At 71.6% G+C, this 25,488-nt stretch carries 28 protein-coding genes and 1 pseudogene; 12 read left to right on the top strand and 17 right to left on the bottom strand.

The features are described 5' to 3' along the window. Positions 1–12 precede the first annotated feature (12 nt). Genes thrC through argS form a run of 4 tightly spaced genes read right to left on the bottom strand, consistent with a single transcriptional unit; the run spans position 13 to position 5,539 of the window. The gene (gene thrC, locus M8C13_RS30105) at positions 13–1,098 is read right to left on the bottom strand and encodes a threonine synthase (RefSeq protein ID WP_252484112.1); all 1,086 of its coding nucleotides are present in this window, start codon (positions 1,096–1,098) and stop codon (positions 13–15) included. After that, on the bottom strand, positions 1,095–2,399 hold the full coding sequence (locus tag M8C13_RS30110; protein WP_252484113.1) for a homoserine dehydrogenase: 1,305 nt from the start codon (positions 2,397–2,399) through the stop codon (positions 1,095–1,097). Before M8C13_RS30110 ends, thrC begins: the two co-directional genes overlap by 4 nt. Further along, positions 2,396–3,814: a diaminopimelate decarboxylase gene (lysA, locus tag M8C13_RS30115; RefSeq protein ID WP_252484114.1), complete on the bottom strand. Its 1,419-nt coding sequence runs from the start codon at positions 3,812–3,814 to the stop codon at positions 2,396–2,398. Before lysA ends, M8C13_RS30110 begins: the two co-directional genes overlap by 4 nt. 54 nt (positions 3,815–3,868) lie before the next feature. Beyond that, positions 3,869–5,539: an arginine--tRNA ligase gene (gene argS, locus M8C13_RS30120; RefSeq protein ID WP_252484115.1), complete on the bottom strand. Its 1,671-nt coding sequence runs from the start codon at positions 5,537–5,539 to the stop codon at positions 3,869–3,871. Between the two features lie 188 nt (positions 5,540–5,727). Here argS and M8C13_RS30125 point away from each other — a divergent pair, with 188 nt between their 5' ends. The 5 genes from M8C13_RS30125 to M8C13_RS30145 all read left to right on the top strand — a co-directional run bounded on the left by M8C13_RS30125 (position 5,728) and on the right by M8C13_RS30145 (position 10,890). After that, a complete protein-coding gene (locus M8C13_RS30125) occupies positions 5,728–6,591 on the top strand; it encodes a DUF3105 domain-containing protein (RefSeq protein WP_252484116.1) in 864 nt (287 codons plus the stop codon). After that, on the top strand, positions 6,584–7,327 hold the full coding sequence (locus M8C13_RS30130; protein WP_252484117.1) for a DUF305 domain-containing protein: 744 nt from the start codon (positions 6,584–6,586) through the stop codon (positions 7,325–7,327). The genes M8C13_RS30125 and M8C13_RS30130 overlap by 8 nt, the downstream gene beginning before the upstream one ends. 77 nt (positions 7,328–7,404) lie before the next feature. Next, positions 7,405–9,318 carry an acyl-CoA dehydrogenase family protein gene (locus M8C13_RS30135; protein WP_252484118.1) on the top strand — a complete coding sequence of 638 codons (1,914 nt, stop codon included), beginning with the start codon at positions 7,405–7,407 and terminating at the stop codon, positions 9,316–9,318. A 59-nt stretch (positions 9,319–9,377) separates the two neighbouring features. Next, positions 9,378–9,845: a thioredoxin-dependent thiol peroxidase gene (gene bcp, locus M8C13_RS30140; protein WP_252484119.1), complete on the top strand. Its 468-nt coding sequence runs from the start codon at positions 9,378–9,380 to the stop codon at positions 9,843–9,845. A 124-nt stretch (positions 9,846–9,969) separates the two neighbouring features. Continuing rightward, complete coding sequence (locus M8C13_RS30145) at positions 9,970–10,890, top strand: serine hydrolase (protein ID WP_252484120.1); 921 nt, start codon at positions 9,970–9,972, stop codon at positions 10,888–10,890. Here M8C13_RS30145 and rdgB read toward each other — a convergent pair. Both rdgB and rph read right to left on the bottom strand, forming a co-directional pair. Next, positions 10,887–11,498 carry an RdgB/HAM1 family non-canonical purine NTP pyrophosphatase gene (gene rdgB / locus M8C13_RS30150; RefSeq protein ID WP_252484121.1) on the bottom strand — a complete coding sequence of 204 codons (612 nt, stop codon included), beginning with the start codon at positions 11,496–11,498 and terminating at the stop codon, positions 10,887–10,889. The genes M8C13_RS30145 and rdgB overlap by 4 nt on opposite strands. Next, complete coding sequence (gene rph / locus M8C13_RS30155) at positions 11,495–12,253, bottom strand: ribonuclease PH (protein WP_252484122.1); 759 nt, start codon at positions 12,251–12,253, stop codon at positions 11,495–11,497. Before rph ends, rdgB begins: the two co-directional genes overlap by 4 nt. Before the next feature lie 218 nt (positions 12,254–12,471). Between rph and M8C13_RS30160 the strand changes: the two genes are divergently transcribed. Further along, on the top strand, positions 12,472–12,957 hold the full coding sequence (locus M8C13_RS30160; protein WP_252484123.1) for a DUF2231 domain-containing protein: 486 nt from the start codon (positions 12,472–12,474) through the stop codon (positions 12,955–12,957). A gap of 7 nt (positions 12,958–12,964) precedes the next feature. Here M8C13_RS30160 and M8C13_RS30165 read toward each other — a convergent pair whose 3' ends face one another. From M8C13_RS30165 to M8C13_RS30180, 4 genes are read right to left on the bottom strand one after another with little or no spacing between them, the layout of a single operon-like run. Beyond that, on the bottom strand, positions 12,965–13,744 hold the full coding sequence (locus M8C13_RS30165) for an MBL fold metallo-hydrolase (RefSeq protein WP_252484124.1): 780 nt from the start codon (positions 13,742–13,744) through the stop codon (positions 12,965–12,967). Positions 13,745–13,748: 4 nt separating this feature from the next. Next, positions 13,749–14,570, bottom strand: coding sequence for a glutamate racemase (gene murI / locus M8C13_RS30170; protein WP_252484125.1), 822 nt, complete (start codon positions 14,568–14,570; stop codon positions 13,749–13,751). Between the two features lie 7 nt (positions 14,571–14,577). Beyond that, positions 14,578–15,210, bottom strand: coding sequence for a rhomboid family intramembrane serine protease (locus tag M8C13_RS30175; RefSeq protein ID WP_252484126.1), 633 nt, complete (start codon positions 15,208–15,210; stop codon positions 14,578–14,580). A 10-nt stretch (positions 15,211–15,220) separates the two neighbouring features. After that, positions 15,221–15,736, bottom strand: a complete 516-nt coding sequence (locus M8C13_RS30180) for a helix-turn-helix domain-containing protein (RefSeq protein WP_252484127.1) — start codon at positions 15,734–15,736, stop codon at positions 15,221–15,223. A 102-nt stretch (positions 15,737–15,838) separates the two neighbouring features. On the opposite strand from M8C13_RS30180, the gene M8C13_RS30185 reads away from it, so the two are divergent. Further along, positions 15,839–16,579, top strand: a complete 741-nt coding sequence (locus M8C13_RS30185) for a DUF899 domain-containing protein (protein WP_252484128.1) — start codon at positions 15,839–15,841, stop codon at positions 16,577–16,579. Between the two features lie 21 nt (positions 16,580–16,600). Then, positions 16,601–17,467: an SMP-30/gluconolactonase/LRE family protein gene (locus M8C13_RS30190; protein WP_252484129.1), complete on the top strand. Its 867-nt coding sequence runs from the start codon at positions 16,601–16,603 to the stop codon at positions 17,465–17,467. Positions 17,468–17,480: 13 nt separating this feature from the next. Here the strand turns inward: M8C13_RS30190 and M8C13_RS30195 are convergent, their stop codons facing one another. From M8C13_RS30195 to clpS, 6 genes are all read right to left on the bottom strand, one after another. After that, entirely contained in the window at positions 17,481–18,431 is a 951-nt protein-coding gene (locus tag M8C13_RS30195) for a PLP-dependent cysteine synthase family protein (protein ID WP_252484130.1), read from the bottom strand. Further along, a complete protein-coding gene (locus M8C13_RS30200) occupies positions 18,424–18,696 on the bottom strand; it encodes a MoaD family protein (RefSeq protein ID WP_252484131.1) in 273 nt (90 codons plus the stop codon). Before M8C13_RS30200 ends, M8C13_RS30195 begins: the two co-directional genes overlap by 8 nt. A gap of 64 nt (positions 18,697–18,760) precedes the next feature. Continuing rightward, a complete protein-coding gene (locus tag M8C13_RS30205; RefSeq protein WP_308202876.1) occupies positions 18,761–19,216 on the bottom strand; it encodes a M67 family metallopeptidase in 456 nt (151 codons plus the stop codon). Between the two features lie 34 nt (positions 19,217–19,250). After that, a complete protein-coding gene (locus M8C13_RS30210) occupies positions 19,251–20,300 on the bottom strand; it encodes a P1 family peptidase (protein ID WP_252484133.1) in 1,050 nt (349 codons plus the stop codon). Beyond that, positions 20,297–20,875: a DUF2017 domain-containing protein gene (locus M8C13_RS30215; RefSeq protein ID WP_252484134.1), complete on the bottom strand. Its 579-nt coding sequence runs from the start codon at positions 20,873–20,875 to the stop codon at positions 20,297–20,299. The genes M8C13_RS30210 and M8C13_RS30215 overlap by 4 nt, the downstream gene beginning before the upstream one ends. Continuing rightward, entirely contained in the window at positions 20,872–21,171 is a 300-nt protein-coding gene (clpS, locus tag M8C13_RS30220; protein WP_252484135.1) for an ATP-dependent Clp protease adapter ClpS, read from the bottom strand. Before clpS ends, M8C13_RS30215 begins: the two co-directional genes overlap by 4 nt. 79 nt (positions 21,172–21,250) lie before the next feature. On the opposite strand from clpS, the gene M8C13_RS30225 reads away from it, so the two are divergent. Further along, positions 21,251–22,552, top strand: coding sequence for a nicotinate phosphoribosyltransferase (locus M8C13_RS30225; RefSeq protein ID WP_252484136.1), 1,302 nt, complete (start codon positions 21,251–21,253; stop codon positions 22,550–22,552). An 11-nt stretch (positions 22,553–22,563) separates the two neighbouring features. Further along, entirely contained in the window at positions 22,564–23,133 is a 570-nt protein-coding gene (locus M8C13_RS30230) for an isochorismatase family protein (protein ID WP_252484137.1), read from the top strand. A gap of 66 nt (positions 23,134–23,199) precedes the next feature. Here M8C13_RS30230 and M8C13_RS30235 read toward each other — a convergent pair whose 3' ends face one another. Beyond that, a complete protein-coding gene (locus M8C13_RS30235; protein ID WP_252484138.1) occupies positions 23,200–23,880 on the bottom strand; it encodes a hypothetical protein in 681 nt (226 codons plus the stop codon). A gap of 279 nt (positions 23,881–24,159) precedes the next feature. On the opposite strand from M8C13_RS30235, the pseudogene M8C13_RS30240 reads away from it, so the two are divergent. Both M8C13_RS30240 and M8C13_RS30245 read left to right on the top strand, forming a co-directional pair. Then, a pseudogene (locus M8C13_RS30240) lies at positions 24,160–24,534 on the top strand (XRE family transcriptional regulator); the annotation flags it as partial. A gap of 347 nt (positions 24,535–24,881) precedes the next feature. After that, positions 24,882–25,454 carry a biotin transporter BioY gene (locus tag M8C13_RS30245; protein ID WP_252484139.1) on the top strand — a complete coding sequence of 191 codons (573 nt, stop codon included), beginning with the start codon at positions 24,882–24,884 and terminating at the stop codon, positions 25,452–25,454. Positions 25,455–25,488 lie beyond the last annotated feature (34 nt).

Below are 25,488 nucleotides of genomic sequence, written 5' to 3' on the forward strand. Positions count from 1 at the left end.
GGGACCTCCCGCTCAGCCGAGCTCGAGCGCGGCGGCCACCGCGCCGGGGTCCACCGGCAGCGGCTCGACCTCGGTCATGCCGAGCAGGGCGGTGTCCGGGTCCTTGAGGCCGTGGCCGGTGACCGTGCACACCACCAGTGAGCCCTTGGGCAGCCTGCCGTCCTCGGCGGTGGCCAGCAGACCGGCCACGCTGGAGGCGGAGGCCGGTTCCACGAACACGCCCTCGCGGGCGGCCAGCAGCTTGTAGGCGGCCAGGATGTGCTCGTCGGAGAGCGCGTGGAACAGGCCCTCGGACTCGTCCCTGGCCTCGACCGCGCCGGTCCAGGAGGCCGGGCTGCCGATCCGGATGGCGGTGGCGATGGTCTCCGGGTTGGACACCGGGTGGCCCAGCACCAGCGGGGCCGCGCCCTCGGCCTGGAAGCCGAACATGCGCGGGGTCGAGGCCACCACGCCGTCCGCGGCGTACTCGCGGTAGCCCTTCCAGTAGCCGGTGATGTTGCCCGCGTTGCCCACCGGCAGGCAGTGGATGTCCGGGGCCCGGCCGAGCACGTCGCAGACCTCGAACGCGGCCGACTTCTGGCCCTCGATGCGCACCAGGTTCACCGAGTTGACCAGGTAGACCGGGTGCGCGGAGGCGGTCTTGCGGGCCAGCTCCAGGCAGTCGTCGAAGTTGCCGTCGACCTGCAGGATGCGCGCGCCGTAGGCCACCGCCTGGGCCAGCTTGCCCAGCGCGATCTTGCCGCGCGGCACCAGTACCGCGCTGGTCAGCCCGGCGCGGGCGGCGTAGGCCGCGGCCGAGGCCGAGGTGTTGCCGGTGGAGGCGCAGATGACCGCCTTGCTGCCCTCGGCCTTGGCGTAGGTCATGGCCACGGTCATGCCGCGGTCCTTGAACGAGCCGGTCGGGTTGACGCCCTCGATCTTGAGGAAGACCTGGCAACCGGTCAGCTCGGACAGGTGCGCCGCGGGCAGCAGCGGGGTGCCGCCCTCGTGCAGGGTGATGATCTCCGCGCCCTCGGGCACCGCGATCCGGTCCCGATAGGCGTTGATGATCCCCGGCCAGCCCGGACGCGTCGACGACTCAGCAGCAAGCGTGGTCACAGTTGCTCACCCTCCACCCGCATCACGGCGGCCACCTCACGGACGATGGGCAGCCCGGCGATCTTCTCCACGGTGGAGCGCAGCGCCTCGTCCGGCGCCATGTGCGTGACCACGACCAGGTTGGCCGAGCCCTCGCGGCCCTCCTGGCGGACCGCGGCGATGCTCACGCCGTGCTCGGCGAACATCGCGGCCACCTGGGTCAGCACGCCCGGCTGGTCCTCGACCTCCAGGCTGATGTGGTACGCGGTGAGCGTCTCGCCCATCGGCCGCACCGGCAGCTGGGCGTAGGCGGACTCACGAGGGCCCCGGCCGCCGAGCACCTTGTTGCGGGCCACCGCGACCAGGTCGCCGAGCACCGCGCTGGCGGTGGGCGCGCCACCGGCGCCAGGGCCGTAGAACATCAGCTGACCGGCCGCCGCGGCCTCCACGTAGACCGCGTTGAACGCGCCGTTCACGCTGGCCAGCTGGTGGGTGCGCGGGATCATCGCCGGGTGCACGCGCACCGAGACGCTGTCCGCGCCGTCCTCGCCGACCACCCGCTCGCAGATGGCCAGCAGCTTGACCGTGCGGCCGAGCAGCCGGGCCGCGGCGATGTCGGAGGCGGTGACCGAGGCGATGCCCTCGCGGTAGACGTCGGAGGCGGTGACCCTGGTGTGGAAGGACAGCGAGGCCAGGATGGCGGCCTTGGCCGCGGCGTCGAAGCCGTCCACGTCCGCGGTCGGGTCGGCCTCGGCGTAGCCCAGCCGGGAGGCCTCCTCAAGCGTCTCGCCGTAGCCGGCGCCGGTGGCGTCCATCGCGGAGAGGATGTAGTTGGTGGTGCCGTTGACGATGCCCATCACCCTGGTGATCTGGTCACCGGCCAGCGACTCGCGCAGCGGGCGCAGCAGCGGGATGGCCCCGGCCACCGCGGCCTCGAAGTACAGGTCGGCGCCGGAGGCGTCCGCGGCGGCGTAGAGCTCCGCGCCGTGCTCGGCCAGCAGCGCCTTGTTCGCGGTGACCACCGACTTGCCGTTGGTCAGCGCCGTGCCGAGCAGCCCGCGCACCGGGTCGATGCCGCCGATGACCTCGACGATCACGTCGGCGTCCCCGTTGACCAGGGCGGCGGCGTCGGTGGTCAGCAGCTCGGCGGGCACGTCGGTGTGCTTGTGCGGGCGGCGGACCGCGATGCCGGTCAGCTCGACCGGGGCGCCGATGCGCGCGGTGAGGTCCTCGGCCTGCTCGCGGAGCAGCCGCACCACCTCGGTGCCGACGGTCCCGCATCCGAGCAGCGCGACTTTGATCGGCTCTCCGCCGTTGGTCACAGCACCTCCAGGCGCAGCAGGTCGTCCTCGGTCTCCCGGCGCAGCACCAGCCGGTGCTCGCCGTCGCGCACGGCGACCACGGCCGGCCGGGGCAGCCGGTTGTAGCTGCTGGCCATCACGTAGCAGTAGGCCCCGGTCGCGGCCACCGCGACCAGGTCGCCCGGGGCGATGTCCTCGGGCAGCCAGCAGTCTCGCACCACCACGTCACCGGACTCGCAGTGCTTTCCCACCAGCCGGGACAGCACCGCCTCGGACTCGACCTCGCGGGAGACCAAGCGGCAGTCGTAGACCGCGTCGTAGAGCGCGGTGCGGATGTTGTCGCTCATGCCGCCGTCCACGCTGACGTAGCGGCGGACGGACCCGCCGGTCACCGTGACGTCCTTGATGGTGCCCACCTCGTAGAGGGTCACCGTGCCCGGCCCGACGATGGCCCGGCCCGGCTCCACCGCGACCTTGGGCGTGGGCAGCCCGGCCAGCTCGCACTCCCGCGCCACGATCGCGCGCAGCTGGTCGGCCAGCTTGGCAGGCGGCGGCGGGTCGTCCTCGGCGGTGTAGGCGATGCCGAGGCCGCCACCCAAGTCCACAGTGGACAGTGCGGCCAGCGCGTCCGCGCCGTGCTCCTTGTGCAGCTCGGCCAGCAGCCCGATCACCCGGTGCGCGGCGATCTCGAAGCCGTCCGCCTCGAAGATCTGCGAGCCGATGTGGCTGTGCAGGCCGACCAGGCGCAGGCCATCGGCGGCCAGCACCCGGCGGGCCGCCTCGGCGGCGTCCCCGGAGGCCAGCGAGAAGCCGAACTTCTGGTCCTCGTGCGCGGTGGCGATGAACTCGTGCGTGTGCGCCTCGACACCCACGGTGACCCGGATCAGCACGGACTGGACGATCCCGGCCTCCCGGGCGACCTGGTCCAGCCGGGCGATCTCGTGGAAGGAGTCCACCACCACGGTGCCCACCCGGCCGCGCACCGCGGCGCGCAGCTCGGCCACGGACTTGTTGTTGCCGTGGAAGGTGATCCGCTCGCTGGGGAAGTCCGCGCGCTGGGCCACGGCCAGCTCGCCGCCGCTGCAGATGTCCAGGCTCAGCCCCTCCTGGGCCACCCAGCGGGCGATCTCCACGGAGAGGAAGGCCTTGGACGCGTAGTGCACCAGGGTCGGGTCGCCGAAGGCCTCGGCGTGCTCGGCGCAGCGCGCGCGGAAGTCCGCCTCGTCCATCACGAACAGCGGCGTGCCGTAGGTCTCGGCCAGCTCGCGCAGGTCGGCCCCGGCCACCCGCACGGCGCCGTCCGGCCCCCGTTTGGCGTTCCTCGGCCACACGGACTCCGGCAGCTCGCCGAGCGCGTCGGCGGTGGACGGCCGGGGTCCGGCCGTCGCGGGAACAATGACGTCAGCGTGCCGAGGACCGGCGGGGTGTGCCCTCACGGTCGTTAATCCTCACACACCGCCCGCGCGGCCGTCCGGCGGCATAGACCCTGGTCACATCCGCTCGGGCGCACTCACGCCCAGCAGGCCCAGCCCGTTGGCCAGCACCTGGCGGGTGGCCGCGCAGAGCAGCAGGCGCGCGGTGGTCAGCGCGGTCGGCTCCTCATCGCCCTGCGGCAGCACCCGGCAGTTGTCGTAGAACTTGTGGTAGGCGCTGGCCAGCTCCTCCAGGTAGCGGGCCACCCGGTGCGGTTCGCGCAGCTCGGCGGCGGAGGCGAGCACCTTCGGGAAGTCGCCGATGGTGCGGATCAGCTTGCCTTCCTTCTCGTGCGCGAGCAGCCCGAGCAGCTCGGAGGTGATCTCGGCCGCGGCGGGCACGGTGATGCCCAGGTCGGCGGCGTTGCGGGCGAGCGAGGAGAGCCGGGCGTGCGCGTACTGGACGTAGAACACCGGGTTCTCGTTGGTGGTCTTGGTCCACAGGTCCAGGTCGATGTCCAGGGTGGAGTCCACCGAGGAGCGGATCAGCGCGTACCGGGCCGAGTCCACGCCGATCGCCTCGACCAGGTCGTCCAGGGTGATCACGTTGCCCGCGCGCTTGGCCATCCGGACCGGCACGCCGTCCTTGACCAGGTTGACCATCTGGCCGATGAGCACCTCGACGCAGTTCGGGTCGTCGCCGAAGGCGGCCGCGGCGGCCCGCAGCCTGCCGATGTAGCCGTGGTGGTCCGCGCCGAGCATGTAGATCAGCCGGTCGAAGCCGCGGGTGCGCTTGTTCCGGAAGTAGGCGATGTCCGCGGCGATGTAGGCGGCCTCGCCGTTGCCCTTCATGACGACGCGGTCCTTGTCGTCGCCGTAGTCGGTGGAGCGCAGCCACCAGGCCCCGGCCTCCTTGTACAGGTGGCCGGAGTTCTTGAGCACCTCCAGCGCGGTCTGCACCTCGCCGGAGCTGTGCAGGGACTTCTCGCTGAAGTAGACGTCGAACTCGGTGCGGAACTGGCGCAGGCTCTGCCGGATCGACTCCAGCATCAGCTCCACGCCCAGCTCGCGGAACCTGGCGTCGCGCTGCTCGTCATCCAGCGAGAGCACGTCCGGCTCCTGCTTGACGATCTTCGCGGCCACGTCGGTGATCCAGTCGCCCGCGTAGCCGTCCTCGGGCACCGGCTCGCCCTTGGCCACCGCGACCAGGGACTTGGTCAGCCTGCCGATCTGGGCGCCGGCGTCGTTGATGTAGAACTCGCGGGTGATCTCGCCGCCACCGGCCGCGAGCACCCGGCCGAGCGCGTCGCCGACCGCGGCCCAGCGGGCGTGGCCCAGGTGCATCGGCCCGGTCGGGTTGGCCGAGACGAACTCCAGGTTGATCTTCTGCCCGGTCAGCGCGGAGCCGCGGCCGAAGGCCTCGCCCGCGGTCAGCACCTCCTTGACCAGCTGGCCCTGCGCGTCCGCGGCCAGCCGCAGGTTCACGAAGCCGGGTCCGGCGATCTCGGCGGCGGTGATGCCGTCCTGGGTGGCCAGCGCCTTGGCCAGCTCCTCGGCCAGCTCGCGCGGCACCAGGCCGAGCTTCTTGCCGATCTGCAGCGCGAGGTTGGTGGCGTAGTCGCCGTGCTCGGGGTTTCTGGGTCGCTCCACCGTGACCGCCGCGGGCAGCACCGCGGTGTCCAGCCCGCGCGCGGTGAGCACGTCATGGGCGACGGAACGGACCAGGTCAGCCAAGGCAGCAGGAGTCACGGCTCGTAGTCTATGGCGGCCTCGATACCCGTTCGACCTTGTATCCAACTGTATGAGGTTTCGGAAGTAATGCTGGGTAGCCGGCCTTGCGCCGGAAGCTTCCCCCAAAGAGCTGACTCGCACCTGACAGCCGATCCTTACACTGACGCGCGGTAACCCGTACGGCGTGAGACAGGGGCCGGGCAGACATGGTCAGCGGTAAGAGCAGCAAGAACGCGCGGGCGTCAGCACCGCGCGTGCCGATCGCGATGAAGAAGCCCAAGCCTTGGGGCACGATCGCCGCCGTGCTCGCGGTGCTGGTCTTCGCGGGCGGTGTGTTCGGCTACGCCTACGTGCAGAACGCCGACCAGGCGGCGAAGCAGGCCGCGCTGGCCGAGTACACGCCCTCGGAGTCCAACCAGGACCCCACGGAGAAGATCCAGGGCGTGCTCAAGCAGAAGTACGAGGCCGGCAAGCACGTGCCCGCCACGCAGCGGGTGGCCTACGACCACTACCCGCCCATCGGCGGGCCGCACGACGAGGTGTGGGCGACCTGCACCGGCGTGGTGTACCCGAACCCGGTGCGCAACGAGAACATGGTGCACTCCATGGAGCACGGCGCGGTCTGGATCGCCTACAACCCCGACCAGGTCAAGGGCGGCGACCTGGACAAGCTGAAGGCGCGCGCGCAGGGCCAGCAGTTCACCATGATGTCGCCGTACCCCGGCCTGGACAAGCCGATCTCGTTGCAGGGCTGGGGCCGTCAGCTGAAGCTGGACAGCGCCGACGACCAGCGGATCGACCAGTTCATCTCCGCGGTGCGCCGCAACCAGTACATCTACCCGGAGATCGGCGCCACCTGCGCCACCAACGCCTTCGACCCGGACAACGCGCCGCCGTTCGTGGCGGAGAAGCCGGGCCCGGACGCGGTGCCGATGGACGGTGGCACCAAGGCCCCTGACGAGCAGACCGGCGGCCAGCCTGGTCAGCCCGGTGGGCAGCCTGGCGGTCAGCCCGGCCAGCCCAGCGGCCAGAACCCGCCGAGCAGCCAGAACCCGCCGCCCGGTGGCTGAGCCGGACCCCCGGATCGTGGACGAGACGGACCCGGCGGAGACCGAGCAGGTCTCCGGCCGGGCTCCGTCCCGCGCGATGCGGATCCTGGTGGCCACCGCCGCGGTGCTGGCGATCCTGATGCTCGGCGCGGCGGGCGGTCTGCTGATCAACCTGCCCAAGCCGTCCGCGGACAGCTCCACACCGCCGCTGGACGGGCCGGACACCGGCTTCGCCCAGGACATGTCCGTGCACCACCTGCAGGCGGTGGAGATGGCCGCGATGGTGCCCGACCGCAGTGAGGACCGGCTGATCCGGGAGCTGGCCTTCGACATCCAGAGCACCCAGCTGGAGCAGGTCGGCCGGATGAAGGGCTGGCTGGCGCTGTGGGGGCATCCCGAGCAGTCGCCGACCGGCAAGTACATGGAGTGGATGAAGGACGCCCCGCCCGGGCACGGGCACGCGCCGGTGCAGCCCGGCCAGTCCGTCGGCACCTACACGATGCCGGGCATGGCCAACCAGGAGGAGATGTCCAAGCTGCGCAAGCTCAGGGGCGTGGAGTTCGAGGTGTACTTCCTCCAGCTCATGCGGCGGCACCACATCGGCGGCGCGGAGATGGCCAACTACGGCCGCAAGAACGCCCGGCTCGCGGTGGTGCGCAACCTGGCGGAGAACATCCTCAAGGCCCAGCACTCCGAGCTGGACGTGCTGGACCGCCGCTTGGTCGAACGCAACGCAGAGCCCCTGCCGCCGAACTGACAGGTCACCCAAGCGGCGACCTGCGCGCGTTACCGGTCGGTAGTACCGTCGGGTAATCCGACGGCAGGGGGTCAGCGATGACCGCAGTGGATCCAGCCCGCACGACCGAGCGCGAGGCCCGTCAGGTAGCGGAGCAGGCGCGCGAGACGCAGTGGCGCAAACCCAGCTTCGGCAAGGAGCTGTTCCTCGGGCGACTACGCCTGGAACTGATCCACCCGCATCCGCGGGGTGACGAGGTGACCCGGCGCCGCGGCGAGGAGTTCCTCGCCCGGCTGCGGGAGTTCTGCGAGCAGGAGATCGACGGCGCGCGGATCGAGCGCGAGGCCAGGATCCCGGACGAGGTCTTCGACGGCCTGCGCCGCATCGGCGCGCTGGGCATGAAGATCGACCCGGAGTACGGCGGCCTCGGGCTGTCCCAGGTGTACTACAACAAGGCGCTGATGCTCGTCGGGTCGGTCAGCCCGGCCATCGGCGCGCTGCTCTCCGCGCACCAGTCCATCGGGGTGCCGCAGCCGCTCAAGCAGTTCGGCACGCCGGAGCAGAAGCAGAAGTACCTGCCGCGCTGTGCCAGCACCGACATCAGCGCCTTCCTGCTCACCGAGCCGGACGTGGGCAGCGACCCGGCCCGGCTGGGCACCACCGCGGTGCCCACCGACGACGGGCACTACCTGCTCGACGGCGTGAAGCTGTGGACCACCAACGGCGTGGTGGCCGACCTGCTGGTGGTGATGGCCAGGGTGCCCAAGTCCGAGGGTCACCGCGGCGGGATCACCGCGTTCGTGGTGGAGGGCAACGCCGAGGGCGTCACGGTGGAGAACCGCAACGCGTTCATGGGCCTGCGCGGGCTGGAGAACGGCGTGACCCGGTTCCACCAGGTCAAGGTGCCTGCGGAGAACCGGATCGGCGAGGAGGGGCAGGGCCTCAAGATCGCGCTGACCACGCTGAACACCGGCAGGCTCTCGTTGCCCGCGATGTGCGCGGGCGCGGCCAAGTGGTGCCTGAAGATCGCCCGCGAGTGGTCGGCGGAGCGGGTGCAGTGGGGCCGTCCGGTCGGCGAGCACGAGGCGGTCGCCGGCAAGATCGCCTTCATCGCGGCCACCGCGTTCGCCTTGGAGGCGGTGCTGGACCTGTCCAGTGAGATGGCCGACGAGGAGCGCAACGACATCCGGATCGAGGCCGCGCTGGCCAAGCTCTACGGCTCGGAGATGGCCTGGCTGGTCGCCGACGAGCTGGTGCAGATCCGCGGCGGCCGGGGTTATGAGACCGCCGAGTCGCTGGCCGCCCGCGGCGAGCGCGGCATCCCGGCCGAGCAGATCCTGCGCGACCTGCGGATCAACCGGATCTTCGAGGGCTCCACCGAGATCATGCACCTGTTGATCGCGCGCGAGGCGGTGGACGCGCACCTGTCGGTGGCGGGCGACATCATCGACCCGGAGGCCGACACTAACCGCAAGGTCAAGGCGGCGGCGCGGGCCGGGGCGTTCTACGCGAAGTGGCTGCCCACGCTGGCCGTCGGCAAGGGCCAGCTGCCCAGCAGCTTCACCGAGTTCGGGCCGCTGGCCGGGCACCTGCGGTTCGTGGAGCGGGCCAGCCGCAAGCTGGCCAGGCAGACCTTCTACGCGATGTCCCGCTGGCAGGGGAAGATGGAGCGCAAGCAGGCGTTCCTCGGCCGGATCGTGGACATCGGCGCGGAGCTGTTCGCCATCAGCGCCACCTGCGTGCGCGCCCAGTGGCTGGACACCCCGGCCGCCCGCGACCTGGCGGAGGCCTTCTGCCGCCAGGCCAGGGTGCGGGTGGAGGAGCTGTTCACCCGGCTGTGGACCAACACCGACGACACCGACTCCCGCCTGGCCCGCCAGGTGATGGTGGGCGAGCACACCTGGGTGGAGGAGGGCATCCTCGATCCCTCCCTGCCAGGGGCCTGGATCGCCGAAGCCACTCCCGGTCCGTCCCGCGCCGACAACGTCCACCGCCACCCGGGCCAGACCTGACCCGAGCCCCCGTGCTGCTGCCCGCGCGGGGTGTCGGGGTGATCCTCTAGCGTTCGGTCATGACCGAACGTCTTTCCCCCGGCGACCCCGCGCCCGGGTTCACCCTGCCCGACGCCGACGGCAAGCCCGTCTCGCTGGCGGACTTCCGCGGGCAGCACGTGATCGTCTACTTCTACCCGGCCGCGGGCACCCCGGGGTGCAGCAAGCAGGCCTGCGACTTCCGGGACAGCCTGGCCGAGCTCAACGGCGCGGGCTACACCGTGCTCGGCATCTCCCCTGACAAGCCGGCCAAGCTGGCCAAGGTCCGGGACGAGCAGGAGCTGACCTTCCCGCTGCTGTCGGACCCGGAGCGCGCGGTGCTCACCGCCTGGGGCGCCTTCGGCGAGAAGATGATGTACGGCAAGACCGTCACCGGGGTGATCCGATCCACCTTCGTGGTGGACCCCGAGGGCAAGATCGCCACCGCGCAGTACAACGTGCGCGCCACCGGGCACGTGGCCAAACTGCGCAGGGACCTCGGCGTCTGAGCGAATACTGAAGATTCCCCTTGCGGTGCAACCGGATCCGACCGTCCGCACCTACGCCGAACCGACCGGGAAAGTTGCCTGACAACTAGGCCAACTTCGTTGCGGGGCTTCGCGTAAACGGGTCGTGAAGAACTCCGTGGGGGCGATGGCCAGCGTGTTCGTGGTGTGCGCTGCCGGTCTGCTGTCGATCCATCTGCTCGGTGAGGCCGGTCCGTCCGGGCCGCCGGAGACGCCCAACCAGGCGAACATGACCACGGTGGCGCTGCCGCCCAGCGACGCGCCCGGCCCGGAACCGACCGAGGTGGTGCAGCCGGGTCCGACGACCAGACCCAAGCAGGAAAAGGGCTCCCCCACCGAGCTGGGCAACGCGGTGAACCGGGCGGTGCGCGCGGGCGGCAGCGCCACCGGGGTCGGCCTGCTGGTGCTGGAGGTCGACGGCTGGCGGGAGCTGGCCAGCGTGGACCCGGACCGGCAGTTCCGCTCGGCCTCGCTGGTGAAGCTGCTGATCGCGGTGGACGCGCTGCAGTCCGGCGCGTCCACCGCCACCGACCTGCGCACCATGCTCTCGGCCAGCCACGACGGCATCGCCAGCGAACTGTGGGTGCGACTCGGCGGCAACACCATGGTGCAGCGCCAGGCCAGGCGGATGGGCCTGAGCCGGACCCTGCCGCCGCTGGACCCGATGCACTGGGGCGACACCAAGGTCAGCGCGCGGGATGTGGCCAAGATGTACCGGCACATCCTGACCGAGCTGCCCAAGGCGCACCGCGAGCTGATCATGAGCGCGCTGGCCGCCGCGCCGAAGATCGCCGCGGACCGGTTCGACCAGCACTTCGGCATCCCGAACGGGCTGCCCAAGGTGCAGTGGGCGGTCAAACAGGGCTGGGCGACCGGCCGCGCAGGCACCGACCTGCACACCAGCGGAGTGCTGGCCGAGGGCACCAGGGTGGTGGTGCTGCTGAGCACGCACTCCCCCGGCACCAGCTACGCCCGCGCCGCCAAGTCGCTCAACACGGGTGCGGGCGCGCTGGCTGGTCTGTTCTAAGAACTTTGCTCGGCCAGCGCGCGCAGGTGCGGCAGCAGCAGGCGAAGGGCGCGGCCGCGGTGGGAGTCCGCGTCCTTCTCCGCTGGCGTCATCTCCGCCGAGGTCCTGGTCTCGCCCTCGGGCACGAAGATCGGGTCGTAGCCGAAGCCGTTGGCGCCGCGCATCGCGCGCAGCAGCGTGCCCCGCCACTCCCCGCGCACCACCACCGGCTCCGCGCCGGGCACCGCCAGCGCGACCACGGCCACGAACGCGGCGCCGCGGCGCTCGTCCGGCACGTCGCCGAGCTGGCCGAGCAGCAGCTCCAGGTTGCCGAGGTCGTCGCCGTGCTTGCCGGACCAGCGGGCGGAGAGCACGCCGGGCATGCCGTTGAGCGCGTCCACCGCGATGCCGGAGTCGTCGGCGATCGAGGGCAGGCCGGTCGCGGCGGCCGCGTCCACGGCCTTGGCGATGGCGTTCTCCTCGAAGGTGGCCCCGGTCTCGGGCGCCTCCGGGAACTCGGGCACCTCGTCCAGGCCGAGGATCTCGATGCCGTCGAGCCGCTCGGCCGCCACGATCCGCCGCAGCTCGCCCAGCTTCTTGGCGTTGCGGCTGGCCAGCAGGACCCTCATGCCTTCTTCCCCTCGGGCAGCGTGCCGGGGTAGGGCAGCGCGAGCGCCTCGGCCTGCAGGCGGCACAGGTCGGCCACCCCGGCCAGGGCCAGGTCGAGCATCTTGTCCAGGGTGGAGCGGGCGAAGGTGGCGCCCTCGCCGGTGCCCTGCACCTCAACCAGGGTGCCCGCGTCGGTGGCCACCACGTTCATGTCCACCTCGGCCCGCGAGTCCTCCTCGTAGGGCAGGTCCAGCCGCACCCGGCCGTCCACCACGCCCACGCTGACCGCGGCGATCTGGCAGGACAGCGGCTTGGGGTCGGCGAGCTTGCCGGCCGCGCCGAGCCAGGTGACCGCGTCGGCCAGCGCCACGTAGGCGCCGGTGATCGCCGCGGTGCGGGTGCCGCCGTCGGCCTGGAGGACATCGCAGTCGATCACGATGGTGTTCTCGCCGAGGGCGGAGAGGTCGATGCAGGTGCGCAGCGACCGGCCGATCAGGCGGCTGATCTCGTGCGTGCGCCCGCCGACCCGGCCCTTGATGGACTCCCGGTCACTGCGGCTGTGCGTGGCCGAGGGCAGCATGGCGTACTCGGCGGTCACCCAGCCCAGCCCGGAGCCGGAGCGCCACCGCGGCACCCCCTCGGACACACTGGCCGCGCACAGCACGCGGGTCTTGCCGAACTCCACCAGCACCGAGCCGGCGGGCCAGTCCTGGTAGCCCCTGGTGATCTTGATATCCCGCAGGGCCTCGTCGCTTCTGCCATCGATGCGCACCACGCGGCTAGCCTAGTCACCCAGGTGAACCGTCCTGGCACGGCCGTCGTATGCCATGGACGCGGACCGGGATCGCCGGCTGTCACTGGAGACAGGCCAGACTTGCCACCCAAGCGGGTGATCAACGAACGCGTGATCACCCGGATTCCCACACTGATGTGGTCCGCTGTCCAACGCAGGTGCTCCTGTCACGTGCGGAAACAGTTCCCTGAGAGGTGCCCATGAACCTGACGACCGTCGACGGCCTGCCGCTGCACCCGCTGGTCGTGCACGCCGTGGTGGTCCTGCTGCCGCTGGCCGCCCTGTGCGCCCTGCTGATCGCGCTCCGCCCGGCCTGGCGGCGGCGCTTCGGCTGGCCGGTGCTCGCGCTGACCGTGGCCGGGGTGGCCGCGGTGCCGGTGGCGCAGGTGAGCGGTGAGCAGTTGCAGGGCGCGCTGGGGGTGGCCAACCCGTTGATCCAGCGGCACGCGGACCTCGGTGGGGAACTGCTGCCGTACGCGCTGGCCTTCGGCGTGCTCGTGGTCGCCTTCCTGCTGGTGGGCCGGAAGGCGGACCAGGAGACCGCGGACGGGCCGGCGACTTGGCGGCGGGTGGCGGTGGTGGCCGCTGTGCTGGTCGCCGTGGCCGGGGTGGCCAGCACAGTGCAGGTGGTGCGGATCGGGCACAGCGGCTCCACCGCGGTGTGGAACGGGGTTGGTGGCCAGTAGCGCCGGGTCAGCAGCCCACGGTGAACGAAGCGCCGGGGAAGGCCAGGTCGACCGGGCCGGCGAAGGCGGTGGCGGCCTCCTCGGCCATCTGCTCGCGGTTCGCCCACGGCGGCACGTGCGTGACCACCAGCCTGCGCACCCCGGCCGCCGCCGCCAACTGCCCGGCCTCCAGTCCGGACAGGTGCAGGTCGGGTGGGTGCGCCTCGGGGTCGTGCGGCCAGCATGCCTCGGCCAGCAGCAGGTCCGCCGAGTCGGCCAGCTTGCGCAGCGCCTCGCAGGGGCCGGAGTCGCCGGTGTAGGCCAGTGTCCTGCCACTGGCGGTGAGCCGGAAACCGAAGGCCTCACAGGGATGCGCGACCTGTTCGGTGGTCAGCTCGAACGGTCCGATGTGGACGGTGCCGGGGGTGAGCCGGTGGAACTGGTAGACATCGCTGAGGTCGGTCTCGGCCCGTTCGGCGGCACTCGGCGCGTAGGCCGCGGCCAGCCGGGTGGCCGCCTCGCTGGGCGCGTACACCGGCAGCCGCCGGGCCCTGGTGTCATACGGCGGGTCCGGGTGGTACCGGCGGAGCACGGTCAGCGCGGCGAAATCCGCGCAGTGGTCCGGATGCAGGTGAGAGAGCACCAGCGCGTCCACGCCGAACGGGTCGCCATGCCGCTGGAGCGCCCCCAGCACCCCATTGCCGAGATCGAGGAGCACACGGAACCCGTCGGACTCCACCAGGTAACCGGAAGCCGGCGAGTCAGCGCTGGGCAGGCTGCCGGAACAGCCGAGAACGGTCAGTAGCACCGGATCAGCCTGGCATGGCAGACGATCTCGGAACAGCGCCCGTCATGACGGTACCCAGCTGCGGGCCGAGGAAGCGGCGGGCCAGTTTCGCGAACGGTTCGGCCGGGCCGGTGGCGGTGAAGGAATGGGCCAGTTCGGGGCTGTCCGGATCGCGCAGCAGGTCCGCCTCGGTGAGCACCTTGACCACGTCCTTGGCGGTCTCCTCCGCGCTGGAGACCAGGGTCACCGCATCGCCCATGGCCAGCTGGATCACGCCGGTGAGCAGCGGGTAGTGCGTGCAGCCCAGCACCACGGTGTCCACTTCGGCCCGCTGCAACGGTTCCAGGTAGGACTGGGCCAGCCCGAGCACCTGGCGGCCGGAGGTGATGCCGCGTTCCACGAAGTCCACGAACCGGGGGCAGGCCACGCTGGTCACGGTGAGGTCGGGGGCGGCGGCGAAGGCGTCCTCGTAGGCCCTGGAGGTGATGGTCGCCCTGGTGCCGATGACGCCGATCCGGCCGCTGCGCGTGGTGGCCACCGCGCGGCGCACCGCGGGCCGCAGCACCTCCACCACCGGGATGTCGTAGCGTTCCCGCGCGTCGTGCAGGCAGGCCGCGGTCGCCGTGTTGCACGCGATGACCAGCAGCTTCACCCCGCTCTCCACCAGCGAGTCGGTGATGGCCAGCGAGTGGCGGCGCACCTCGGCGATGGACAGCGGACCGTAGGGCCCGTTGCCGGTGTCGCCGACGTAGCGCAGCCGCTCGGCCGGTAGCTGGTCCAGCATCGCGCGGGCCACGGTCAGCCCGCCGACGCCGGAGTCGAAGATGCCGATCGGCGCGGTGCTCACGCCTCGATCATGCCCCGAGGTTGCTCCCGGCGGGACGGCGGCTCGCCTTGCCGGTCAGCCAGCCCGCGACCACACCGGCCACCGCGCCGAAGAGGTGGCCCTGCCAGGACACGCCCGGGGTGCCGGGCAGCACGCCCCAGAGCAGGTAGCCGTAGCAGAAGAACAGCACCACGGCCAGCAGGATCGGTCCGGCGCGGCGCGCGAAGATGCCGCGCACCAGCAGGAAGGTCAGCCAGCCGAAGATCAGGCCGGAGGCGCCGAGGTGGATCGAGCCGGACTCCCCGGTCAGCCAGGTGCCCAGCCCGCCCACGAGCCAGATGGTCGCGGTCACCGCGACGAACTGGCGCAGGCCGCCGGCGAAGCTGAGGAAGCCGAGCACCAGCAACGGCACCGTGTTCGCGGCCAGGTGGTCCCAGCCCAGGTGCAGCAGCGGGGCCCACAGCACGCCGTCCAGCCCGGACCACTCGCGCGGCACGATGCCGCCGAAGTCCAGCGCGTGGCCGGAGAACGCGTCCACCAGTTCCAGCAGGTACAGCAGTGCGGCGAAGCCGAGGATGACGAGGGCGGCCTGTTTGGGCCGCGCCGGGAAGATCCGGCCCGAGTCGTCGCGCGGTGACGTTGGCACTGGTAGCGGCTGCACGAGATCGAGGCTACTGGCCTTTCGCGGTGCTCACCTCGGGGTTGTCCCTGAGTTCGAGCATGGCGGCGTGCAGCGGGCTCGGGTCGCGCGGCGGGCGGCGGTGCGGATGCGCGCCCGGACCGGCCACCGCGAGCACCTCGCCGGGCGCGGGTTCCGCCCCGCAGTGCGCGCAGCGGGCGTGCACGTGCACCGGGCCGCCGCAGTCCTGGTGCTCGTAGAGGACCGGCGGGCCCTGCGGCGCGGCCCAGCGGTCGCCCCACTCGGTCAGCGCGATGAGCACCGTGGCGAGCTCGCGGCCCTTCTCGGTGAGCACGTACTCCCGGCCCTCGCGCCGCTGCATCAGCCCGTCGGCGACGAACCCGTCCAGCCGCTTGGCCAGGATGTTGGGCGCCACGCCGAGCCTGCGCTCGAAGTCGGAGAACCGGGTCATGTCCGCGAAGACCGCGTTGCGGATGATCAGCAGGCTCCACCGCTCGCCGACGATCTCCAGCGCGCGGGCCGCTGAGCAGTTCTCGCGTTCATACATCCGACCGAGCACAGGCTGGATGATCCGGTTTCCACTTGTGTGATGCAAGTTGCCGCCCTACGGTTACTTGCATCACGCAAGTCAACGACCCGGGAGGACGTCGTGGACCAACCGCAGGTAGTGAGCAGGGACGAGTGGCTGGCCGCCCGCAAGGAGCTGCTGGTCAAGGAGAAGGAGCTGTTCAGGGCACTGGACAAGCTCAACGCCGACCGGCGGCGGCTGCCGATGACCCGGGTGGACAAGGACTACCGCTTCACCGGCCCGGACGGCGAGGTCCGGCTGCTGGACCTGTTCGACGGGCGCGGCCAGCTGGTGTTGCAGCACTTCATGTTCGACCCGTCCTGGGACGCGGGCTGTCCGAGCTGCACCGCGATGGCCGACGACCTCAGCGAGGGCGCCCGCGCGCACCTGGCCTCTAGGGACACCGCCTTCGCCGCGGTCTCCCGCGCGCCGTACCCGAAGCTGGCCGCCTACAAGCAGAGCAGGGGCTGGACCTTCCCCTGGTACTCCTCGCACGGCAGCGACTTCAACTACGACTTCGACGCCACGATGGACCCCGCGACCGGCCCCAACCGCTACAACTTCCGCTCCGGCGAGGAGCTGACCGCGGCCGGGCAGGGCTGGCTGATCGACTACGTCGGCGAGCAGCCCGGGGTCAGCGCCTTCCTGCGCGAGGGCGAGGAGGTCTTCCACACCTACGCCACCTACGGCCGCGGCGTGGAGGTGATGATGCACGCCTACCGGCTGCTGGACATCACCGCGCGCGGCAGGCACGAGGACTGGGAGGAGCCGAAGGGCCGCGTCGCCGCCCCGCGCGAGTCCGACCCCGGCTTCACCAGCTAGGCGCCCGATAGGCTGCCGCCCATGGCTGATCGACACCCCGAGATCGCGGTGGCCGCCCCCGCCGAACTGGGCGAGGGCCCCACCTGGGACGCCGCCAGCGAAACCCTGCTGTGGGTGGACATCCTGGGCAAGCGGGTGCACCGCTACAACCCGCGCACCGGGACCGACGAGTCGCTGGCGGTGCCGCAGCACGTCGGGGCGGCCAAGCCCAGGGCCAACGGCGGGCTGGTGCTGAACCTGGCCGAGGGCATCGCGCTGCTGGACGCCGACGGCGTGGGCCGCAACTGGCTGGTCTACTGGGCCCGCGAGGGCGTGCGCGGCAACGACGCGGCGGTGGACCCGATGGGGCGGCTGTGGGCCGGGACCATGCGCTACGACACCGCCACCGGCGGCGGCTGGCTGGCCAGGGTGGACGGCGACGGCGCGGCCAAGGTCGTGCTGGACGCGGTGACCATCAGCAACGGCCTGGGCTGGAGCCCGGATGGGCGGCTGATGTACTACGTGGACACCCCGACCGGCCGCCTGGACGTCTTCGACTTCGACCGGGACGCCGGGGAGATCAGCAACCGGCGCACGGTGGCCGAGGTGGACCGGGGCTCGCCGGACGGCCTGTGCGTGGACGCCGAGGGCTGTGTCTGGGTCGCGCTGTGGGACGGCTGGGCGGTGCGCCGCTACACCCCGGACGGCAGGCTGGACGCGGAGTACGAGATGCCGGTGGCCAACCCGACCGCGCCCTGCTTCGGCGGGCCGAGGTTCGAGGACCTGTACGTGACCTCGGCCAGCGACGGGCTGTCGCCGGAGCAGCAGGCCGAGCAGCCGCACGCCGGCGCGCTGTTCGTGTTCCCAGGAGTGGGCTCAGGGCTGCCCAGCACAGCCTTCGCTGGCTGAGCAGCCCCCCAGGTCAGGCCCAGAGGTGGCCGTCGATGCGTTCGGCGGCTTCCTCAAGGGTGCCGCTGTACGCGCCGGTGGACAGGTACTTCCAGCCGGCGTCGGCGATCACGAACACGATGTCGGCCGGTTTGCCCGCCGCCACCGCCTTGTCCGCGGCGGCCAGCGCGGCGTGCAGGATCGCGCCGGTGGAGATGCCGGCGAAGATGCCCTCGGTCTCCAGCAGCTGCCTGGTGCGGCGCAGCGCGTCGTAGGAGCCGACCGAGAACCGGCCACTGAGCACCGAGGGGTCGTAGAGCTCGGGCACGAAGCCCTCGTCCAGGTTGCGCAGGCCGTAGACCAGCTCGCCGTAGCGCGGCTCGGCGGCGATGATCTGCACGTCCGGCTTGTGCTCGCGGAAGTAGCGGCCCGCGCCGACCAGGGTGCCGGTGGTGCCCAGCCCGGCCACGAAGTGGGTGATCGTGGGCAGGTCACGCAGGATCTCCGGCGCGGTGGAGTTGTAGTGCGCGTCCGCGTTCGCCGGGTTCCCGTACTGGTAGAGCATCACCCAGGTCGGGTTCTTCTGCGCCAGCTCCTTGGCCACCGCGACCGCCTGGTTGGACCCGCCCGCGGCCGGGGAGAACACGATCTGCGCCCCGTAGGCGTGCAGCAGCTGCCGCCGCTCGGTGGAGGTGTTCTCCGGCATCACGCAGATCAGCCGGTAGCCCTTGAGCTTGGCCGCCATGGCCAGCGAGATGCCGGTGTTGCCGGAGGTCGGCTCCAGGATCGTCGCGCCGGGGGTGAGCAGGCCGTCCCGCTCGGCCGCCTCGATCATGGCCAGCGCGGGCCGGTCCTTGATCGAGCCGGTCGGGTTGCGGTCCTCCAGCTTCGCCCACAGGCGCACCTCCGCCGCTGGGGACAGCCTCGGCAACCCCACCAGCGGGGTGTCGCCGAGGGCGTCCAGCAGCGAGTCGTACCTAGCCACCGGCGACGGCGGGCAGGATGGTGACGTTGTCGCCGTCCTTGACCGCGGCCTCCAGGCCACCGGCGAAGCGCACGTCCTCGTCGTTGACGTAGACGTTGACGAACCGGTGCAGGACGCCTTCCTTGACCAGCTTGGTCTTGAGCCCGCCGAACTTGCCCTCCAGGTCGTTGATGACCTCCGCGAGGGTCGCGCCCTGGGCCTCGACGGACTTCTCGCCACCCGTGTGCGTGCGCAGGATGGTGGGAATCGAGACGGTGACGGCCATTGCTGACACTCCTTCAGTCCACTGTGGACACAAAAACCGGGGTACGGGGACGCGAGCGAGCGGCTCAGCGCGAGTCCGGCACGTCGTCCTTGCCGGTGTTGGCGAACATGTAGGACTCGACGACCTCGACGGGTTCCTCGGTCACCACCCCGTCCACGATCCGGTACGAGCGCAGCTCGTGCACCTCGGGATCGCGGGTGGAGACCAGCACGTAGTGCGCGTTCGGCTCGGCGGCGAAGGAGACGTCGGTGCGCGAGGGGTAGGCCTCGGTCGCGGTGTGCGAGTGGTAGATGACCACCGGCTCCTCGTCCGCGGCGTCCATCGCCCGCCAGACCCGCAGCTGCTCACCGGAGTCGAACCGGTAGAACGTGGGCGAGCGCTCGGCGTTGACCATCTCGATGAAGCGTTCCGGCCGGTCGGACCCGGCTGGGCCGGCGATCACCCCGCACGCCTCGTCCGGGTGGTCCCGGCGGGCGTGGTCGACCATCGCGTCCACGAGGTCACGTCGAATCACCAGCACGCCGACCATCCTAAATGACCCTGGGAACCCCTTCTCAGGATTTGGGAGAGGGTCCAGAAGTCGGGAGGGCGGAGGGGAACAGGTCCCGGAAAGCGGGCAGGCCGGGGAGGCCGGTGGCCGCCAGCACCGCGTGCGTGATGGCCCTGGACACCACGTCCGCGGCGACCGTGCACAGCTCGTCCAGCCGCCCGGCCCGGCCGATCTCGCCGAAGACCCCGTCCGCGACCGGCAGCTCCCGCTTGGCCGTGGACAGCGCGAAGAAGGTGTCGCCGTCGAACATCGAGTGCGCCGGGCGGACCGCGCGGGCCAGGCCGTCGTGCGCGACCACGGCCAGGCGGTGGCACTCGGCCTTGCTCAGGGTGGCGTCGGTGGCGATCACGCCGATGGTGGTGTTGAGCCTGCTGGCCGGGAACTCGCGGCTGACCCGGTCCAGTTCGCGCTGGTCAGGGACTCGGAGCGGGAACTCGCCGGGCAGACCGAGGTGGGCGGCCCAGGGCAGGCCGGTGGGCGCGAGGGGGTCGCCGTGCGGGTTGGCCGCGACCAGGGCGCCCAGGGTGGTGCCGTCGGGCAGGACCGCGCTGGCGGTGCCCAGGCCGCCCTTGAGCCAGCCCGCCTGCGCGCCCGCTCCCGCGCCGACGGTGCCCTGGGCGACCGGGCCGTCGGTGGCGGCGGCGCAGGCCAGCGCGCCGAACCCGGCGTCCGGGCGGTTGCCCCAGGCGTTGTGCCACAGGTCGAACAGCACCGCGGCAGGCACGATCGGCACCACCTGGTGCGGGTCCGGGCCGACCGGGACGCCCTGGTGCCGCTCGTCCAGCCAGCGCATCACGCCGTCCGCGGCGGCCAGGCCGTAGGCGCTGCCGCCGGTGAGCACCACCGCGTTGACCCGTTGCACCAGGTGCGTGGGGTCCAGCAGGTCGGTCTCGCGGGTGCCGGGGCCGCCGCCGCGCACGTCGACCGCGCCCACCGCGCCGTCCGGGGCCAGCACCACCGTGGTTCCGGTGGCCCAGCCCTCGTCCAGGCGGTGGTGCTGCCCGACCAGCAGGCCGGGCACGTCGGTGAGCGCGTTGAGCGGTCCCGGGATCATTCCTCGTCGTCGCCGGAGAGGGTGGCGATCAGCGTGTCCTGCACCCAGGTCAGCCACTGGTAGACGCCCATGTGCGCGGACCGGGTGTCATCGGCGTCCAGCGGTTCTTCCTGGTTCTCGTCGTCGCTGATGTCCAGCGCGGTGCCCAGGGCCAGCCGGACGTCGTTGATCGCGGACAGCCAGGCCTCGGCCTGCTCCTCGCTCAACGCGGCCACCCCGCCCTCGCGCGGGCAGGTGGTCAGCACCACTTCGGCCACCCCGACCTTGGCCTCCACCAGCTGCGGCTCGTAGATCGAGCGCAGCGCGGCGGCCGAGTCGGCGTCGGCGGGCAGCAGGTCGCCGTCCTCGTCGCCGCGGTGGAAGTCGGGCAGCAGGCGGGCCATGATCCGGTTGTCCGGCGGGGTGGACGGGCCGGTGCGGATGCCGGTGATCAGGGCCAGCTCGTCCTGCGGCGCCTCGTCAGCGCGCTCGTCGAGCATCTCCTTGATCTGGCCGACCATGCCGCGCAGCACCGCGGCCTCCTGCTGGGTCAGCTCGGCGACGAGTTGGCCGCCGTCGCGGCGCCAGCCGATCACGTGTCACGCTGCATGGTCGCCCACAGCCCGGCGGCATGCAGTTTCGCCACGTCGGCCTCGCACTTCTCCTTGTCCCCTGAGGACACGATCGCCTTCCCCTTGTGATGCACGTCGAGCATCAGCTTGGTCGCCTTGTCGCGACTGAAACCGAACAGCTTCTGGAAGACATAGGTCACATAGGACATCAGGTTCACCGGGTCGTTCCAGACCACGGTCATCCAGGGCCGGTCAGCGGCGACTGCTTCGTCGCTGGTGGGCTCGACCTCTGTCCTCTCCAGCTCCAGGGGCGTGGACATGACTCCATGGTGTCATGAGCCACTGGAACGGCGCAGCGAAGGAGCCCCGTTAGGGGAGGACGCGGACTACGGTGATCACATGACGGCCGCAGATCGTGCGGAGAGCACCGCGTTGCTCACCGACCACTACGAACTCACCATGCTCGCGGGCGCGCTGCGTGACGGCACCGCCGACCGCGACTGTGTGTTCGAGCTCTTCGCCAGGCGACTGCCCAACGGGCGGCGATATGGCGTGGTCGCGGGGACCGGGCGACTGCTCGACGCGATCGAGAAGTTCCGCTTCGCCGACGCCGAGATCGAGCGCCTGCGGGCCTCCGGCGTGGTGGACGAGGACACCCTTGGCTGGCTGGCCGACTACCGGTTCAGCGGCGACATCGTCGGCTACGCCGAGGGCGAGCTGTACTTCCCGGGCTCCCCTGTGCTCACTGTCACATCCAGCTTCGGCGAGGGCGTGCTGCTGGAGACGCTCGCGCTGTCCATCCTCAACCACGACTGCGCGGTGGCCTCGGCCGCGGCGCGGATGGTGTCGGCGGCCAACGGGCGCGGACTGATCGAGATGGGCACCCGGCGCACGCACGAGGAGGCCGCGGTGGCCGCGGCCCGGTGCGCCTTCCTGGCCGGGTTCACCGCCACCTCCAACCTGGAGGCGGGCCGTCGCTACGGCATCCCGACCGCGGGCACCTGCGCGCACGCCTTCACCCTGCTGCACGACTCGGAGGAAGACGCCTTCCGCGCCCAGGTGGCCGCGCTCGGGGTGAACACCACGCTGCTGGTGGACACCTACGACATCACCAAGGGCATCAAGACCGCGGTCGAGGTGGCAGGCAGCGAGCTGGGCGCGGTGCGCATCGACTCCGGCGACCTCGGCGTGCTGGCCAGGCAAGCCCGGACGCAGCTGGACGAGCTGGGCGCGCCTGCCACCCGGATCGTGGTCTCCGGCGACCTGGACGAGTACGCGATCGCGGCGCTGCGAGCCGAGCCGGTGGACGCCTACGGGGTGGGCACCTCGCTGGTCACCGGCTCCGGCGCGCCGACCGCGGGCATGGTCTACAAGCTGGTCGAGGTCGAGGGCAGGCCGGTGGCCAAGCGCAGCTCGCACAAGGAGTCCAGGGGCGGGCGGAAGGCGGCGCTGCGGCGGCACAAGCCGACCGGCACCGCGACCGAGGAGGTCATCTACCGCTTGGCCGGTGAGCAGCCGGAGCGCCAGGACGGCGATGTCGAGCTGCAGATCCCCCTGGTGCGCGCTGGACAGCGGGTCGAGGGCCTGCCCACCCTGGAACAGGGCCGGGAACGGCTGCGCCAGGCGCTGGTCAGCGTGCCGTGGGAGGGCTTGGCGCTGTCCCAGGGCGAGCCCGCGATCCCCACCGTCTTCCTGCCGTAGGAGGTCCCGACATGGCCAACGCGCTGATCATCGTGGACGTGCAGAACGACTTCTGTGAGGGTGGTTCGCTCGCGGTGGCCGGTGGCGCCGCGGTGGCCGCGGCGATCTCCCGGCACGTGCGCGAGCAGGACTACGACTTCGTGGTGGCCACCAGGGACTACCACGTGGATCCCGGCCCGCACTTCAGCGAGACGCCGGACTACGTGGACTCCTGGCCGGTGCACTGCGTGGCGGGCACCGCGGGCGCGTCCTTCCACCCGGAGCTGGACGTCACGCCGGTGCGGGCGGTGTTCTCCAAGGGCGCCTACGCCGCGGCCTACTCCGGCTTCGAGGGCGCGGGGGCCGAGGGCGAGTCGCTGGCGGACTGGCTGCGCGAGCGCGGGGTGGACCGGGTGGACGTGGCAGGCATCGCCACCGACCACTGCGTGCGGGCCACCGCGCTGGATGCCAGGGCGGCCGGGCTGGAGACCACCGTGCTGTTGTCGCTGACCGCGGGGGTGGCCCGGCCGACGGTGGACATCGCGCTCAGCCAGCTGCGCGCGGCCGGGGTCGAGCTGATCGGTGAACCTGCTGTGGCATAAGGGTTTTGGTGAGTGAAGTGCCGCCCCGCTCCCACCCGGGGCGGCACTCCAGGCCCAAGCCCCTGACTAGCGGGGCGGCCAGGTCGGCGCGCAGGCGGTGGCGCCCACGGTGATCGTGCCGCCGATCGCGCCGTAGCCGTCGTCCGGGTCGAGCGTGATGTGCATCGCGGTCAGCGCGATCGCGCCCTGATCCGTCTCCACCTTGTTCACCACGATCTTGGCCACCGGCGGCATGCCGGTCTTGCCGGGCACCGTGACCACGTGGTTCTGCGGGACCGGGCTGGGCAGCGTGAACCCGCTGTAGCCGCCGAGCTTCCAGCCCGCGCTGGTGCCGTTCTCGGTGGACTTGCAGGTGGCCTCGAAGCTGCGGACCCTGATCAGCCGCCTGCCGTACTCGGCCTTGTTGAACAAGCTCAGCTCGAAGGTGTTGCCCGCGACCTTGATGTCGGCGTTGCCCGCCGCGTCCTGGTTGCAGGTGGTGGTGCCCGAGCCGAACCGCACGCCCGGGTAGCTCACGCCCGGCGTGCTCGCGGAGGCCTGCTCGCCGAGCCGGCACGGGATGATCGGGCCCGAGCTGGACGGGCTGGCGCCCGTCACCGTGACCGAACCGAGCTCGGCGACGCCCGCATCGCCGAGATCCGCGTACGCGGGCGTGAGGCCCGCACTCATGACCGCGGCGACCGCCGCGCCGACGACACCGATCCGGACACCAGCCCGCCGCAGTCCGGACGCACGATTCGCGTGCATGCCGTCACCCCTTCCTTCTGACCCTGTGAGCCCGGGTGGCCGGTTGTCGGCCACCTGGGTCGCGCCCACGGTTCATTCATCGACAGCGAGTGGTTGATTGGTAGCCACATCAGACGCCGCCACCCGTTCGGGAAGGTCAAATAACCCAACCGGGGAGTAACGTCCGATGTGGACACTCAGCGTTGCCGATGGCGCAGGTCAGCGGGTCACGCGCTGGCCTTGACCGGTGCGGGCGCGGCCTTCTCGCGCGCGCGGCGGCAGCCCAGCACCACATATCCCCTGACCACCCTCGGCGTCGGCGCCACGGACAGCCGGCCGGAAACCGGCTCGCTCGCCGAGCGGATCGACCACGTGTTCCAGGTCATCCGCCGGCCCAACGGCGAGCCGCACAGCAACGAGGAGGTGGCCAAGGCCTGCCGGGAGAGCACCGGCGAGACCTTCTCCGCGACCTACCTGTGGCAGCTGCGCACCGGCCGCAGGGACAACCCGACCAAGCGGCACCTGGAGGCCCTCGCCGGGTTCTTCCAGGTGCCGCCGGCCTACTTCTTCGACGACGAGCAGGGGAAGGTGATCGCCAGGGAGCTGGAGCTACTGGGCGCCTTGCGCAACACCGCGGTGCGGGATAACGGGGCGGCGGCGAGAGCACTCGCTGACGCCGAGGGGAGAGACGTGCGGCGCTCGCGAAAGGCGCTGTGGCGGCGCTGCGCCCAGGTCGTGTCCACTGTGGACATTCCACGGCCGTTCAGCGTGCCGGCGCTGGTGTCCGTGCTGGCCGCCAGGCGGGGCAGGCCGATCGAGCTGATCCCGCTGGCGGCCCGGCCGAGGTCTCGGCCGCGTTCACCGGCTCGCCGGTTGTAGCCGATGTCAGAGCGCAAGCCGGAGCGACCTACGTCACAGCGCCACAAGTCGCCTGAAGTTTGTAGGTACTCGACAATTTCGCGCCGGGGCACGCCGGGTTAGGGTCGGCGGGCAAAAGATCCCACGTCTCCTGGAGGTCACGGGTGTCCGTGCTCACCGTCTCCCCGCCGCGCCGGGTCCTGGCCGACCTGGTGCCCGGTGCCCTGGTCCGCGACATCGCGCTGGTCCTCGGCGGCGCCGCGCTGACCGGCCTGGCCGCCCAGATCGCGGTGCCCATCCCGGGCAGCCCGGTGCCGGTGACCGCCCAGACCTTCGCCGCCCTGCTGGTCGGCGCCACCCTGGGCTGGCAGCGCGGCGGCCTGTCCATGCTGGTCTACCTGCTCGCCGGCCTGGCAGGCGTGCCGTGGCACACCAGCGCGGGCTCGGCCACCATCGGCTACATCGTGGGCTTCGTGCTGGCCGGCGCCCTGGTCGGCGCGCTCGCCCAGCGCGGCGGCGACCGCACCCCGCTGCGCACCGCGGGCACCATGCTGCTGGGCAACGCGGTGATCTACGCCGTCGGCGTGCCCTGGCTGATGATCGCCGCCGACTTCACCGTCACCGAAGCCCTGGTCAAGGGCCTGCTGCCGTTCCTGGTCGGCGACTTGATCAAGACCGCGCTGGCCGCGGGCGTGCTGCCCGCCGCCTGGGCGCTGGTGGGCAAGCGCGACTCCTGACCTCCGCCTGGAGTAGAAGGCCCCCGGTCGCCAC

Origin of the sequence: Crossiella sp. SN42 (assembly GCF_023897065.1) — a bacterium.
Lineage (GTDB): Bacteria > Actinomycetota > Actinomycetes > Mycobacteriales > Pseudonocardiaceae > Crossiella.